11 protein-coding genes are annotated in these 13,637 nt (G+C 64.5%); 4 read left to right on the forward strand and 7 right to left on the reverse strand.

Annotated features, from left to right (window positions below):
• Positions 1 to 41: 41 nt before the first annotated feature.
• The 7 genes from der to ndk all read right to left on the reverse strand — a co-directional run bounded on the left by der (position 42) and on the right by ndk (position 6,952).
• Complete coding sequence (gene der, locus LF63_RS08260; RefSeq protein WP_043100951.1) at positions 42 to 1,442, reverse strand: ribosome biogenesis GTPase Der; 1,401 nt, start codon at positions 1,440 to 1,442, stop codon at positions 42 to 44.
• 74 nt (positions 1,443 to 1,516) lie between these two features.
• Positions 1,517 to 2,722: an outer membrane protein assembly factor BamB gene (bamB, locus tag LF63_RS08265; RefSeq protein WP_043100953.1), complete on the reverse strand. Its 1,206-nt coding sequence runs from the start codon at positions 2,720 to 2,722 to the stop codon at positions 1,517 to 1,519.
• Positions 2,719 to 3,375, reverse strand: coding sequence for a YfgM family protein (locus LF63_RS08270; protein ID WP_043100955.1), 657 nt, complete (start codon positions 3,373 to 3,375; stop codon positions 2,719 to 2,721). The genes bamB and LF63_RS08270 overlap by 4 nt, the downstream gene beginning before the upstream one ends.
• A 216-nt stretch (positions 3,376 to 3,591) precedes the next feature.
• Entirely contained in the window at positions 3,592 to 4,476 is an 885-nt protein-coding gene (locus LF63_RS08275) for a helix-turn-helix domain-containing protein (RefSeq protein WP_235205292.1), read from the reverse strand.
• 158 nt (positions 4,477 to 4,634) lie between these two features.
• Positions 4,635 to 5,402, reverse strand: coding sequence for a type IV pilus biogenesis/stability protein PilW (pilW, locus tag LF63_RS08280; protein ID WP_043100956.1), 768 nt, complete (start codon positions 5,400 to 5,402; stop codon positions 4,635 to 4,637).
• On the reverse strand, positions 5,392 to 6,507 hold the full coding sequence (rlmN, locus tag LF63_RS08285) for a dual-specificity RNA methyltransferase RlmN (protein WP_043100958.1): 1,116 nt from the start codon (positions 6,505 to 6,507) through the stop codon (positions 5,392 to 5,394). The genes pilW and rlmN overlap by 11 nt, the downstream gene beginning before the upstream one ends.
• A gap of 19 nt (positions 6,508 to 6,526) precedes the next feature.
• On the reverse strand, positions 6,527 to 6,952 hold the full coding sequence (ndk, locus tag LF63_RS08290; RefSeq protein WP_043100959.1) for a nucleoside-diphosphate kinase: 426 nt from the start codon (positions 6,950 to 6,952) through the stop codon (positions 6,527 to 6,529).
• A gap of 259 nt (positions 6,953 to 7,211) precedes the next feature.
• On the opposite strand from ndk, the gene LF63_RS08295 reads away from it, so the two are divergent.
• The 4 genes from LF63_RS08295 (at position 7,212) to LF63_RS08310 (ending at position 13,450) form a co-directional block, all read left to right on the forward strand.
• Positions 7,212 to 7,826 (forward strand): TetR/AcrR family transcriptional regulator, encoded by a 615-nt coding sequence (locus LF63_RS08295; protein WP_043103485.1) that lies wholly within the window; start codon positions 7,212 to 7,214, stop codon positions 7,824 to 7,826.
• 70 nt (positions 7,827 to 7,896) lie between these two features.
• Positions 7,897 to 10,269 (forward strand): 3-hydroxyacyl-CoA dehydrogenase/enoyl-CoA hydratase family protein, encoded by a 2,373-nt coding sequence (locus tag LF63_RS08300; protein ID WP_043100961.1) that lies wholly within the window; start codon positions 7,897 to 7,899, stop codon positions 10,267 to 10,269.
• Between the two features lie 135 nt (positions 10,270 to 10,404).
• A complete protein-coding gene (locus tag LF63_RS08305; protein ID WP_043100963.1) occupies positions 10,405 to 11,610 on the forward strand; it encodes an acetyl-CoA C-acyltransferase in 1,206 nt (401 codons plus the stop codon).
• A gap of 316 nt (positions 11,611 to 11,926) precedes the next feature.
• Positions 11,927 to 13,450: a serine hydrolase domain-containing protein gene (locus LF63_RS08310; protein ID WP_081945153.1), complete on the forward strand. Its 1,524-nt coding sequence runs from the start codon at positions 11,927 to 11,929 to the stop codon at positions 13,448 to 13,450.
• Positions 13,451 to 13,637 lie beyond the last annotated feature (187 nt).

Genomic DNA, 13,637 nt, shown 5'->3' on the forward strand with positions numbered 1-13,637 from the left:
CGCGACGCGCTTGCGACAAGGCACAACGAACGGAATTGGACTCAGTTTTTGCGCCGCTTGGCGTTGCGGATCATGCGCTGGCGCTTGCGCTTCTGCGAGTCGGTCAGTTCGTTGCGGCGGCCGGCGTAGGGATTTTCGCTGTCGCGGAATTCGATGCGGACCGGCGTGCCTTCCAGGCGATAACGCTTGCGGAAGGTGTTTTCCAGATAGCGGCGGTAGGCCGGCGCGATGTGCTTGGTGCGCGTACCGTGCACGACGATGGTCGGCGGGTTGTGGCCACCGGGATGCGCGTAGCGCAGCTTCGGCGCATGCCCGCGCACCAGCGGCGGCTGGTAACCCTCGTAGGCCTTTTCCAACGTGCGCGTGAGCTGCGACGCGGTCATGGTGCAGTTGGCCGAAGCGTGCGCCCGGTTGACCGCGCTCATCAGCTCGCGCAGACCCGAACCGTGCAGCGCGGAGATGAACACGCGCTTGGCCCAGCCGACGAACTCCAGGCGACGGTCCAGCGCGCGTTGGCACTGCTCGCGGTCGTAGGGTTCCATGTCGTCCCACTTGTTGACCGCGATGACCAGCGCGCGGCCCTCGTCCAGCACGTGACCGATCAGGGTCAGATCCTGGTCGGCCAGATTCTCGCGGGCATCGACCATCACCACGCACACCTGCGCGGCGGCGATGGCCTGCAGCGTCTTGATGACGCTGAACTTCTCCACGGCCTCCTCGACCCGCGCGCGACGACGCACGCCGGCGGTATCGATCAGCGTGTACTTGCGGCCGTCGCGTTCGAGCGGGACCCGAATGGCGTCGCGGGTGGTGCCCGCCACGTCGGAAACGATGACGCGTTCTTCGCCCAGCAGGCGGTTGACCAGGGTCGACTTGCCGGCGTTCGGGCGGCCGAGAATCGCGACGCGGATGCCGTCGTCGTGCTTCGTTTCCTCTTCCGGCGCCACGTACTCGGGCAGCAGCGGCTTCAACGCCTGCATCAGAGTATCGGTGCCGCGGCTGTGCGCTGCCGCGAGCGGCAGGCTGTCCGCGAAACCCAAGGCGGCGAAATCGGCCATCGCGACCATTTCGTCGAGACCGTCGGTCTTGTTGACCGCCAGCAGCATCGGCTTGCCGGTGCGGCGCAGCTCGCCAAGGATGGCGTGATCCTGGGCCATCAGACCGTCGCGCGCATCGACCAGGAACACGACGACGTCAGCTTCCTCGATGGCCAGGCGGACCTGGCGCGCGGTCAGACCGTCGAGCCCGTCCTCGTCGCCGGACAGACCGCCGGTGTCGACCAGCACGAACGGCGCGTCGCCCAGACGGCACACGCCGTAATGACGATCGCGGGTCACGCCGGGGAGATCGGCCACCAGCGCCTCGCGGCTGCGGGTCAGGACATTGAACAGCGTCGACTTGCCGACATTCGGGCGTCCGACCAGGGCGACGACGGGAAGCATGTGCGGAGAATCCATCGGTTAGCAATCCGGCGTCATTGCGCGCATCGCCCTGCGGGACGATGCGCGTTGCGACATCAAGGCGTGGACGAACCCAGGCGGTAGGCGCCGATGTCACCCTCGACGTCCTCGACATAGACCATGTCGCCGACGACCAGCGGCTGCGAACGGATGGCCTTGTGCGACAGGCGTTCACGCGCGGCGATCTTGCCGTTGCTCAGGTCCAGCCAGTGCACGTAGCCCTTCAGGTCGCCGACCACGACGTACTTGTCCTGCTGTACGGCCGGCGCGCTCAGCCAGCGCCACTGCAGCGCGTCCTGCTTCCACAGGTCGCTGCCGGTGCCCTTGTCGAAGGCCCAGACGTTGGAGGCGTCGTCGACGCCGACGATAGCGTTTCCGCCGATATCCATCGACGTGTAGGTGGAAAACTTGCGATGCCAGCCCGGCCGGCCGGTCGGACCGTCGATGGAGGTCAGCTCGCCGTGATAGGCGGAGGCGTACAGCGTGCTGCCGTCGATCAGTACGCCGACATCGGCATCGTCCAGACGCTGGATGTCGGTACGGCCTTCGCCGGTCGCCAGCGGCAGATCCCACAGTTTCTCGCCGGTGTCCAGACGGATCGCGACCAGCTTGCCGTCATCGGTGCCGAAGAAGATCACGCCGCGCGCGACCAGCAACGGACCATTGCCGCGCAGGCTCAGCGGCGGCACGGTGTCCTGGTCGTACAGCCAGATCTGCTTGCCGGTCTCGGTGTCGAGACCGAACACGTTGCCGTCGTTGGTGCGCACCACCGTGATGTCCTTCAGCACCACCGGCGCGGAGATGACCTCGGACGATACCTTGGCCACCCAGCGCTGCTTGCCGGTCTTGGCGTCGAACGCGTAGACATGGCCGTCCAGCGTGCCGGTCACGACCAGTCCCTCGCCAGCCCCCGGACCGCCCGCGTACAAGGCGTCCTTGCGGATTTTCTTGTCGCCCCAGCCGAACCAGCCGTGCGTGCGCGTCTTGTTGCGCCACAGCGTCTTGCCCGTCTTCGCGTCCAGCGCCTCGATCACGCCATCGGTGCTGGCGGCGAACAGGGTGCCGTCGTCGTAGGCCGGACGCATGCGCACGCCGGAATCCTGCGCACCCTCGCCGACGCTCTCCTTCCACACGCGCTGTACCGAAACCGTCGGCGTGATGTCGGTGAGCTCGCGCGGTGGCTCGACATTGCTCTTCTTGCTCGAATGGCAAGCGGCAAGCGCCAGCGTGCTGAGGATTGCGATCAGGAAAATACGTTTCATGCGCCCTGCTTCCCGGCCGTGGCCAGATTGTCGAGTTTCATGCGCACGCTGGGGTACTGCGGCGCATCCTTGCCGTAGGCGTCAAGAGCGGCCTGATAGGCCTGACGCGCTTCGGACGTGCGTCCAAGCTTGACCAGCGCATCGCCCCGCAGTTCCCCGCGCAGCGCCGTGTATTGGTCTTTCGGCATGGTATCCAGGGCGGCAAGAGCATCGTCGGCCTTGCCCTGGGCCAGTTCGACGCGCGCCAGACGCAGCGTCATCAATGCCTTCATCGCGCCGTGTTCGCTGTCGGCGTGCGACTGCGCCCATTGCAGCGACTTGCGCGCCTCGGCCAACTTGCCTTCCTTGACCTCGCTGGCGGCACGCGCCGAGGCCGCAAACACCGCGTACGGCGAATCGGCATGCTTGTCCAGCATGACCCCGACCAGCGCATCGGCCTCGCTGTTCTTGCCCGACGCGTAGGCGCTCTTGATGGCGCCAAACTGCGCGGCGGCGGCAACACGATTTTCTTCCTGGTGGGCGCGCCACTGCTTGTAGCCGAAGATCAGCACCAGTCCGAGCGCGATGCCCACGGCGATGGATATGCCGTTCTGGCGCAGCCATTCCTGTAGACGTTCGCCCTGTTCGTAATCGTCGTATGCGTCGAAAGCCATGCGTCACCTGTAGAAGCCGCGAACGGCCGCGAGGCCAGACGAACTGGCGGGCGGCCGCAGGCAGGCGGATCGAGTTGAGTCAGCCGCGTACGCGGCGAAACCCGGAAAGGATAACCGATGCTCGCGGCCTGCGATACCGCACCATGGGATCGGACACGGACACGCACGCTGCCCCGCATGGCGCGCGCTCGCACCCGCATGCGTTGCGGCGCTGGATCATCCGTTGGACGGCTGCACCTCGCCGTCGTCGGCCACCGTGAAATGCGCGACGTTGGCACGTCGGAACTTGACCAACGACAAGGCCTTGCCGTCCACCGCCACACTGGCGCCATCGGCGTTGCCGATGCGGACGTCGAGCGTGCCGGCGCTGTGATAGGACTTGCGCGTGCCAGCCGGCAGCAGACCGTATTCCAGGCGCTTGCCGTCGGCGTCTGTGATCTCCACCCAACTGTCGTTCTGCAGATTCAGGGTCAGCTTTGTATCGGTGGACGCCTGCGGCGCTGTCGCAGCGACCGGCGCGTCCGCCGACTCGGCCTTGGCCTTGGCGGCCTCCATGGCACTGAACGGAGCCATCGACGCCATCAACGGCTTCTCGCTGTTGGCCGGCGCGGCGCTCGAAGCTTGGTCGGTGACGGCCGGCACGACCGGCGTCGCCGAAACGGTCTGCGCGGTGGTGCCGCTTTCCGCGCCCACGAGTTCGGTCGACTGAGCGCTGACAGGGGCCGCGTCCAGCGGCGCCAGACGCGCGATGTCGCGCTTGAGCACGCCGTTGAGACCCAGCCAGATCAGCGGTGCGACGATGACCGCCGTCAGCACGACGTAGGTGGCAGCGCTCGAGTATCGGTTCAGACCGCGCTGCCAGACCGACAGCTGCTGCGTGGCGACGAGCTCCGGCTGTCGGGGCTGCAGACGCTCCAGTTGGGCGTCCACGCGTTCCCGATCCATGCCGAGATACGTCGCGTACTTGCAGAGGTAACTGCGCAGGTAGACCGAGTAGTCGATCCCCTCATAGTCGTCGCGCTCCAGCTTCTGCAGCAGACGGACCGGCAAGTGCAAGTCACGCGCGCAGTCGCTCAGCGCCAGGTGTCTGGACTCGCGCACGGCAACGAGGCAATCGCCGAACGACGGCGCTTCGCCTTCTATCGACGCCTCGTCCGCTCCCCTCGCGAACGCCGGGACGGTGTCGGCCGTCGATTCCGGTGCATGGTGCTCGTTGTCGTTCCGTCCCTGATCCGTGAATGTCGTGGACTCTCGTTGATTCATCGCGATCTGTCGGAATTGATGGACTGCGCCTGATCCGAATCCGGGAATTTGGCTCGCAGTCGCTTGGCATAACTCTGGGCCCCCTCCTCGTCGCCCAGGCGTTTCTCAATCCGGTATCCCAGCAGCAAGGCTGACGGATCGGGACGCCCGAGGGCGTCGAAGCGCTGAATAAAGGCACGGGCGCGAAACGCCTTGCCCTCATGCAGCAATGCGTCCGCCATCTGGTAGAGGGCATCCGCATTGTTCGGATTGATCGCCAGCGCCAGGCGATAATCCTTGATGGCCGCAGCATAGTTGTTTCGTTTCAGCTCGCAGCGGCCGGCGTTGCTCAAGGCAACGTCCTTGGTGTTATAGAACGGATCCTGCGTGGCTTTCTGAAAATACGGCAATGCTTGATCGATCTTGCCGATTCTGCACAAAAACACGCCTAGATTGTTGTTCGTGTCGCCACTTTTGGGATCCAGTTCCTCGGCGCGACGGAAATGCTTCTCGGCCTGGTCGGTTTCGCCGATGCGCGCATAGATGGTCGCGATGACCGTGTGCGCCGGCACGTATTGTTCGTCGAACTGCAGCGCCTTCTGCAATTTTTCGAGGGCGCGCTTGAGCTGCCCGCGCTCCAGATACTGCTGGCCCAACTCGGTGTGGATGCGCGCAGCATCCTGATCATTGACCTTGCGTGCAGGCAGCGGGCCGTTGCTCGAAGTCGCGCAACCGGCCAGCACCAAGGCACACGCCACCGAAATCAACCAACGATCAAGCCGCATGGATCGCATCCTTTTCGAGTTGCTTGCGGAATTCGGCCGAACGGCGCGTGCGGTCGAGAACCTGGCCCTTGAGCTGGCCGCAGGCGGCATCGATATCGTCACCGCGCGTACGACGGACCGTGGCGATGATCCCGCCCTCGTTGAGGATGCGGCGGAAGGTCTCGATGTCGGCGGCGTCGGAACGCTCGTAACGCGTGCCGGGGAAAGGGTTGAACGGAATCAGGTTGACCTTGCTCGGCAGGCGCCGCATCAGCTTGATCAGCTGGCGCGCGTGCTCGGGATGGTCGTTGATGCCCTTCATCAGGGTGTATTCAAAGGTGATCGAAGCGCGCGGACGCGAGCTGACGTAGCGCTTGCACGCGGCCAGCAGTTCGTCGATCGGGTATTTCTTGTTGAGCGGCACCAGCGTGGTGCGCAGCTCGTCGGTCGGCGCGTGCAGCGACACGGCCAGCGACACGTCGGCGACCTGGGACAGCTGGTCGATCTGCGGCACCAGGCCGGAGGTCGACAGCGTGACGCGCTTGCTGGCCAGGCCGAAGCCGAGGTCGTCGCGCATCAGGTTCATCGCCGCGACGACGTTGTCGAAGTTCATCAGCGGCTCGCCCATGCCCATCATCACCACGTTGGTGATGCGGCGGCGCTGGTGCGGCACGTTGCCGAGGTACTTCGCCGCCACCCACACCTGACCGATGATCTCGGCGGTCGACAGATTGCGGTTGAAGCCCTGCGTGGCGGTCGAACAGAACGTACAGTTCAGGCCGCAACCCACCTGCGAGGACACGCACAGCGTGCCGCGCGTGGGTTCCGGGATGTACACGGTCTCGATGGCGTTGCCGCCGTTCATGCCCAGCAGCCACTTGTGGGTGCCGTCGGTCGAGCCCTTCTCGAACATGGTGTCCGGCGGGCCGACGTAACAGACCTCGGAAAGCTTGCCGCGCAAGTTCTTTCCGAGGTCCGTCATGCGCTCGAAGTCGTTCTCCAGACGGTGATAGATCCACTTCATGACCTGATCGGCGCGGTACGGCTTCTCGCCGAGCTGCGTGAAGTAATCACGCAACCCCTGCCGGTCGAAGTTGAGCAGATTGGTCTTTTCCGTCGGTGTCACAAGCTTCGTTCCTGGTCGGTCAGCGCGGGCACAGTTCCGTGGTCGCGAAGAAGTACGCGATCTCGTTGCTGGCGGTCTCCGGCGCGTCCGAACCGTGCACGGCGTTGGCGTCGATCGAATCGGCGAAATCGGCGCGGATGGTGCCGGCGGCCGCTTCCTTCGGATTGGTCGCGCCCATCAGCTCGCGGTTCTTGGCGATGGCGCCCTCGCCTTCCAGTACCTGGATCATCACCGGGCCGGAGATCATGAACTCGACCAACGCGCCGAAAAACGGGCGCTCGCGGTGCACGGCGTAGAAACCTTCGGCTTCGCTGCGGGACAGATGCTTCATTTTCGCGGCGACGACCTTCAGGCCGGCCTTCTCGAAACGCGCATAGATTTCGCCGATGACGTTCTTGGCGACGGCATCGGGCTTGATGATGGAAAGAGTGCGCTCCAGCGCCATGCAGGTGTGCTCCGGTTACGGGTGGAAAGATGAACGGACACGGGCCGGCTCCCACGAGCCAGTCACCGTACCACCAAATCCGTGAAAAATTCGGGATTTGGTGACCTAAAGCTTGACAGATTCTAGATCAATCGCAAGTCCGCACCAGCATCGCAGGCGCGGTTTTCGGGCATGTGACGGACGTTTGACCTCGGTGCGACGGAAGCCTATGCTTCAAACGATCGTTTGATACGTGATCGTCCAGCGGAGCCCGAACGCCGTGTCCAGTTCCCAGTTCTCTACCAAGCAGCGCATTCTCGAGGCTGCCGAAACCCTCTTCGCACGGCATGGATTCGCCGGCGCATCCCTGCGTCAAGTGACCTCGGCAGCCAACGTGAACCTGGCTGCGGTCAACTACCACTTCGGTTCCAAGGACAAGCTGATCGAGGAGGTGTTCCGTCGCCGCCTCGACGAACTGAACAAGCGGCGTCTACATGCCCTCGAACAACTGGGCGAGACCCCGACCCTCGAAGACGCCCTGGCCGCCTTCATCCGCCCGGCGCTGGAACTGGCGCGCGAGGGCGAAGGCGGCGGCGCCTTCGTGCGCGTGCTGGCGCGTGCCTACGCCGAACACAACGACCAGCTGCGCAAGTTTCTCTCGGAAAACTACGGCCACGTACTGAAGCAGTTCACCAAGGTGTTCGGGACGCTGCTGCCGCAGCTCAAGCGCGAGGAGCTGTACTGGCGCATCGACATCGTCGCCGGCGCGCTGACCTACGCGATGGCCGATTTCGGCATCATCCAGCGCCGCGAGGGCGTGACCGAACAACAGCATCGCGAGCAGGCGGCCGAACACCTGATCCGCTTCGCCGTAGCCGGCCTGCGCGCCGAATGAATTTCCCATCCCGACCGCCCGTGGCCGCACGCCGCGGGCGGCGCTTTCCGCTTTCGCAATGGAGACAGGCATGACCACCAAACCGCTACGCATCCGCAAGGCCGCGGTGCTGGGCGCCGGCGTCATGGGCGCGCAGATCGCCGCCCATCTGACCAACGCCGGCGTCGAGACCGTGCTGTTCGACCTGCCGGCGAAGGACGGTCCGAAGAACGGCATCGCCGTGAAGGCCATCCAGCACCTGGCCAAGCTGAAGCCCGCGCCGCTGGGCGAGAAGTCGCTGGCGAAGTCGATCCTGCCGGCCGACTACGACGAACACCTGGCGCAGCTCAAGGACTGCGACCTGGTGATCGAAGCCATCGCCGAACGCATGGACTGGAAGCTGGACCTGTACAAGAAGGTCGCCACGCACCTGCCCGAGCATGCGGTCATCGCCTCCAACACCTCGGGCCTGTCGATCAACACCCTGGCCGAGGCGCTGCCGGAAAACCTGCGTCATCGCTTCTGCGGCGTGCACTTCTTCAACCCGCCGCGCTACATGCACCTGGTCGAGCTGATTCCGAACAAGGCCACCGACGCCAACGTGCTGGACGGTCTGGAAGGCTTCCTAACCACGGCGCTGGGCAAGGGCGTGGTCATCGCCCGCGACACCCCGAACTTCATCGGCAACCGCATCGGCGTGTTCTCGATGCTGTCGACAATGGTGCACACGCAGGCCTTCGGTCTCGGCTTCGACGCGGTCGATGCGCTGACCGGCCCGGCCATCGGCCGCCCCAAGAGCGCCACCTACCGCACCGCCGACGTGGTCGGTCTGGACACCATGGCGCACGTCATCCAGACCATGGCCGACACGTTGCCGGACGATCCCTGGCACAAATATTTCAAGGCGCCCGAGTGGCTGGCCGCGCTGATCGAGCAAGGTGCGCTGGGCCAGAAGAACGGCGCTGGCTTCTACCGCAAGAACGGCAAGACCATCGAGGTGCTGGACCTGAGCAAGCAGGACTACGTGCCGTCCGAGCAGAAAGCCTCCGACGAAGTCGCTGCGATTCTCGCCATCAAGGACCCGGCCGAAAAATTCGGCAAGCTCCGTGAGTCCAGCGATCCGCAGGCGCAGTTCCTGTGGGCCTGCTTCCGCGACCTATTCCACTACACCGCCTATCACCTGGCCGACATCGCCGAGACCGCGCGCGACGTCGACTTCGCGATCCGCTGGGGCTACGGCTGGAAGCTGGGTCCGTTCGAGACCTGGCAGGCCGCCGGCTGGCAGCAGGTGGCGCAGTGGATCGACGAGGACATCCAGGCCGGCAAGGCCATGAGCGATGCGCCCCTGCCCGCCTGGGTCACCGACGGCCGCCGTGGCGTGCACCACGCCGCCGGCTCGTTCGCGCCAGCCAAGGGCGAAGACCTGCCGCGCTCCAAGCATTCGGTGTACGAACGCCAGCTGTTTCCCGACCCGATCCTCGACGAAAAAGCGCCCGAGGGCGAGACCGTGTGGGAGAACGACGGCGTGCGCCTGTGGACGCTGGGTGACGACCGCATCGGCATCCTCTCGTTCAAGACCAAGATGAACACGGTCAACGACCATGTGCTCGACGGCATCCAGCAGGCCGTGCGCGTGGCTGAGGAAAAACTCGACGCGATGGTGATCTGGCAGACCAGCGAACCGTTCTCCGCCGGCGCCGATCTCAAGGGCGCGCTGGGCCTGCTGCAGGAAGGCAAGCTAGCCGAATTCGAGGCCATGGTCGCCAACTTCCAGGCCACCAGCATGGCCATCAAGTACGCGCAGATTCCGGTCGTCGCTGCCGTGCGCGGCCTGTGCCTGGGCGGCGGCTGCGAATTCCAGATGCACTCGGCGCGCACCGTCGCGGCACTGGAAAGCTACATCGGCCTGGTCGAGGCCGGCGTCGGCCTGCTGCCGGCGGGCGGCGGTCTGAAGGAAATCGCCACGCGCTGCTCGGCCTCGCCGGTCGGCGACGCCTTCGACAACGTCAAGCGCTACTTCGAGACCGTGGCGATGGCCAAGGTCGCCGGCTCCGCGCTGGAAGCCAAGGCCTTCGGCCTGCTGCGCGAATCCGACGTGGTGGTCTTCAACAGCTTCGAGCTGCTGTACGTCGCCAAGCAGCAGGCGCGCGCCCTGGCCGAATCCGGCTATCGCCCGCCCCTGCCCGCACGCCACGTCACCGTCGCCGGCGACACCGGTACGGCCACGTTCAAGGCCATGCTGGTGAACATGCTGGAGGGCTACTTCATCTCCAAGCACGACTACGAGATCGCCAGCCGCATCGCCGACACCCTGTGCGGCGGCGAGATCGAGCGCGGCAGCGAAGTCGACGAGGTCTGGCTGCTGGCGCTGGAACGCAAGCACTTCGTCGCCCTGGCGCAGATGGAGAAGACCCAGGCGCGCATCGCCCACACCATGAAGACCGGTAAGCCCTTGCGCAACTGATGCTCGTCATCCCGGCGCACGCCGGGACCCAGCGACTCCGCATCGAGCACACAGACACTGGGTTCCGGCTTGCGCCGGAATGACGATCCAAATACAGGCATGACGGGCATGACCCCGGCATGCAGGAGAATCCTCATGAGCAAACAGATCCAGGACGCCTACATCGTCGCCACCACCCGCACGCCGGTCGGCAAGGCGCCACGCGGCGTGTTCCGCAACACCCGTCCCGACGACATGCTGGCGCACGTCATCCGCGCCGCCATGGAGCAGTGCCCGGGCATCGACCCGGCGCGCATCAGCGACGCCATCATCGGCTGCGCCATGCCCGAGGCCGAGCAAGGCATGAACGTGGCGCGCATCGGCGTGCTGCTGGCCGGCCTGCCCGACACCGTGCCGGGCGTGACCATCAACCGCTTCTGCTCGTCCGGCGTGCAGGCCGTGGCCATGGCCGCCGACCGCATCCGCCTGGGCGAGGCCGACCTGATGATCGCCGGCGGCACCGAATCCATGTCGATGGTGCCGATGATGGGCCACAAGGTGCAGATGAATCCGGCCATCTTCAACGACGACAACGTCGCCATCGCCTACGGCATGGGCATCACCGCCGAGAAGGTCGCCGAACGCTGGAAGATCACCCGCGAGCAGCAGGACGCCTTCGCCGTCGAAAGCCACCGCCGCGCCCTCGCCGCCATCGAAGCCGGCGAGTTCAAGGACGAGATCACGCCGTACACGCTGGACGACCGCTACCCGGACGTCGCCAACGGCAGCGTGCGCGAAGACCAGCGCATCATCGACACCGACGAAGGCCCGCGCGCCGGCACCACGCCGGAAGTCCTCGCCAAGCTGCGCACCGTGTTCCGCAACGGCCAGTTCGGCGGCAGCGTGACCGCCGGCAACTCCTCGCAGATGTCCGACGGCGCCGGCGCGGTGATCCTCGCCAGCGAACAGGCCGTCAAGGACTACGGTCTGACGCCGCTGGCCCGCTTCGTGAAGTTCGACGTCGCCGGCGTGCCGCCGGACGTGATGGGCATCGGTCCCAAGGAAGCCATCCCGAAGGCGCTGAAAGCCGCCGGCCTCACGCAGGACCAGATGGACTGGATCGAACTCAACGAAGCCTTCGCCGCACAGTCGCTGGCGGTGATGAAGGACCTCGATCTCGACCCGGCCAAGGTCAACCCGCTGGGCGGCGCCATCGCCCTCGGCCACCCGCTGGGCGCCACCGGCGCCATCCGCGTCGCCACGCTCGTGCACGGCCTGCGTCGTCGCAAGCAGAAGTACGGGATGGTCACCATGTGCATCGGCACCGGCATGGGCGCGGCGGGGATCTTCGAGGCGCTCTAACCCACCCTGCAACATCACCACGAAAAACGGCAGCGCAATCACGCTGCCGTTTTTTTACACGACTCGCTTTTGAACCGGAGCTGTAGATCGAGCCCGATAAATCTCGACACGTCTGACAAAAACTGAACCGGCCCCGTTCTCCAGGAGATGGTCAAGGATGACCACGCGGTGCGCTGCCACGGGCGTTACACAAACCGGCAACTGCGCTGAGGTCGTCCCTTTTATGTTCGTGGCCGATGGGTGCATCCGTTAGGGACGAGAACGCATCTAAGTAGTCGATGTCGCCACATGAGCGACTGCCAAGGATCGACTGCCCATGAACAACCGCAACCCCTTCCCGCCATGCCTGATCCGCAAAGCCGTACTGGCTTCACTGCTTTGGACAGTGCTGACCGTCAGCTGCCTGGCTGCGCCATCGGCAGTAAAACCGCCATCTCAAGTAACGCTTCCGGACACACCCGCAGGGCGTCTCGCCGGCGAATTGATCCATCATGTCGATACAGACAGCACGGCACATATCCGGAAGTGGGTGCCCAGTCTCCTTGCCGCGTCCATGGACCCGGGTGATCGCAAGGACTTTGTGGAGAGCATGGTCTCGGCCGCCCGCGACAGTGGCGGCCTGCAGATATTCGACATACGCAGCAACGCGCGACGCCCCGGGTTCATCCAGGTGGCCGTCAAGGCACGTCGCGGCGACACACATGCCTTGCTCGTGCTGAACGTCGATGCTGCGCATGCCGGCAAACTCGACCAGGCAATACTGTGGCCCATGCAAGATCCGGCGCTGTATGCAGGTTGGCCGAAGGGGGCGGTTTCTCACGCCAGACTGCGCCAACTGATCCAGGGGGCGCTCGATCGATTGGTGCGCACGGAAGACTTCTCCGGATGCCTGACGGTCGTGGATGGCGGCCATATGATCTTCGATGCATGCCGTGGCCTTGCCGAACGCAGCTTCGGCGTACCAGTGAATCATCAGACCCGTTTCCGCATCGCCTCGATGGGCAAGATGTTCACGGCCGTCGCCATCGCGCAACTGGTGCAGGCGGGCAAGCTGTCATGGAACGACACCCTGGCCAAGTGGGTACCGGAATATCCCGATCAGGCAACGGCGAAGAAGATCACCGTGTGGGAATTGCTGCACCACACCTCCGGCCTGGGCGACTACATGGTGCCGGCGTTCTTCGAGCATCGTGAACGCTACGTCCACCCGGTCGACTATCTTCGCTTGATTGCCCGCCAGCCGCTTGTGAGCGCACCGGGCAAGCAATGGAATTACAGCAATTCCGGCTATGTGCTGCTCGGTCGGATCATCGAGAATGTTTCCGGTGAAAGTTATTTCGACTACGTCCAGCACCACATCTTCGCGCCCGCGCACATGCTGTCCAGCGGCTTCAGCAGCATCGACCAGGTCGTCCCGAAGCTGGCGGTTGGCTACTACCACGACGCCTTGTTCTCCAAGGCCTGGAAGGCCAACTGGTTGAAACTTCCCTACATGGCAGCTCCGGATGGCGGCGGTTACTCCACCAACGCCGACATGCTCCGTTTCGCCAAGGCAATGCGCGACGGAACGCTGCTGAAGCCTGCAACTCTGGCAAAGATGTTCGATGACGAGGTACCGGCCGGTCCGGGCTGGAATGCAGCTGGCTTCGGTGACCGTCTCTCGCACGGTCGCCACATTCGTGGCAAGGTCGGCGGCATCGAGGGTACGACGGCTGATCTGCAAATGGTCTGGGAGACCGGCGCGACCGTAGTCATGACCAGCAATGAAGGACCGTCGGAAAACTGGATGCTGGTCGAACGCATTGCCGACCTACTCTCCGCCGAAGGTACCAAGCGCTGACCCCGGTTCAAAAATTGTTCCTGGCACCTTTTTTAACAGGCCCCTTTTTTATATCCACACAGATGAAGCGCTAAAATAGATAGCAAGAAATTTAGTATCAACTAAGGAGTCAGCATGTCCAGGTATCTAGTAGAGTTTGTTGGCCACAAGGACCATGCCACGACAACAAAGAGTTACACGGTCGAGG

Source organism: Oleiagrimonas soli (genome assembly GCF_000761445.1).
GTDB lineage: Bacteria > Pseudomonadota > Gammaproteobacteria > Xanthomonadales > Rhodanobacteraceae > Oleiagrimonas > Oleiagrimonas soli.

Coding starts and splice junctions, on each gene's coding strand:
- LF63_RS08310 (WP_081945153.1), top strand. CDS start 11,927: ATGAACAACCGCAACCCCTTCCCGCCATGCCTGATCCGCAAAGCCGTA.
- der (WP_043100951.1), bottom strand. CDS start 1,442: ATGCTTCCCGTCGTCGCCCTGGTCGGACGCCCGAATGTCGGCAAGTCG.
- LF63_RS08270 (WP_043100955.1), bottom strand. CDS start 3,375: ATGGCTTTCGACGCATACGACGATTACGAACAGGGCGAACGTCTACAG.
- bamB (WP_043100953.1), bottom strand. CDS start 2,722: ATGAAACGTATTTTCCTGATCGCAATCCTCAGCACGCTGGCGCTTGCC.
- ndk (WP_043100959.1), bottom strand. CDS start 6,952: ATGGCGCTGGAGCGCACTCTTTCCATCATCAAGCCCGATGCCGTCGCC.
- pilW (WP_043100956.1), bottom strand. CDS start 5,402: ATGCGGCTTGATCGTTGGTTGATTTCGGTGGCGTGTGCCTTGGTGCTG.
- LF63_RS08305 (WP_043100963.1), top strand. CDS start 10,405: ATGAGCAAACAGATCCAGGACGCCTACATCGTCGCCACCACCCGCACG.
- LF63_RS08300 (WP_043100961.1), top strand. CDS start 7,897: ATGACCACCAAACCGCTACGCATCCGCAAGGCCGCGGTGCTGGGCGCC.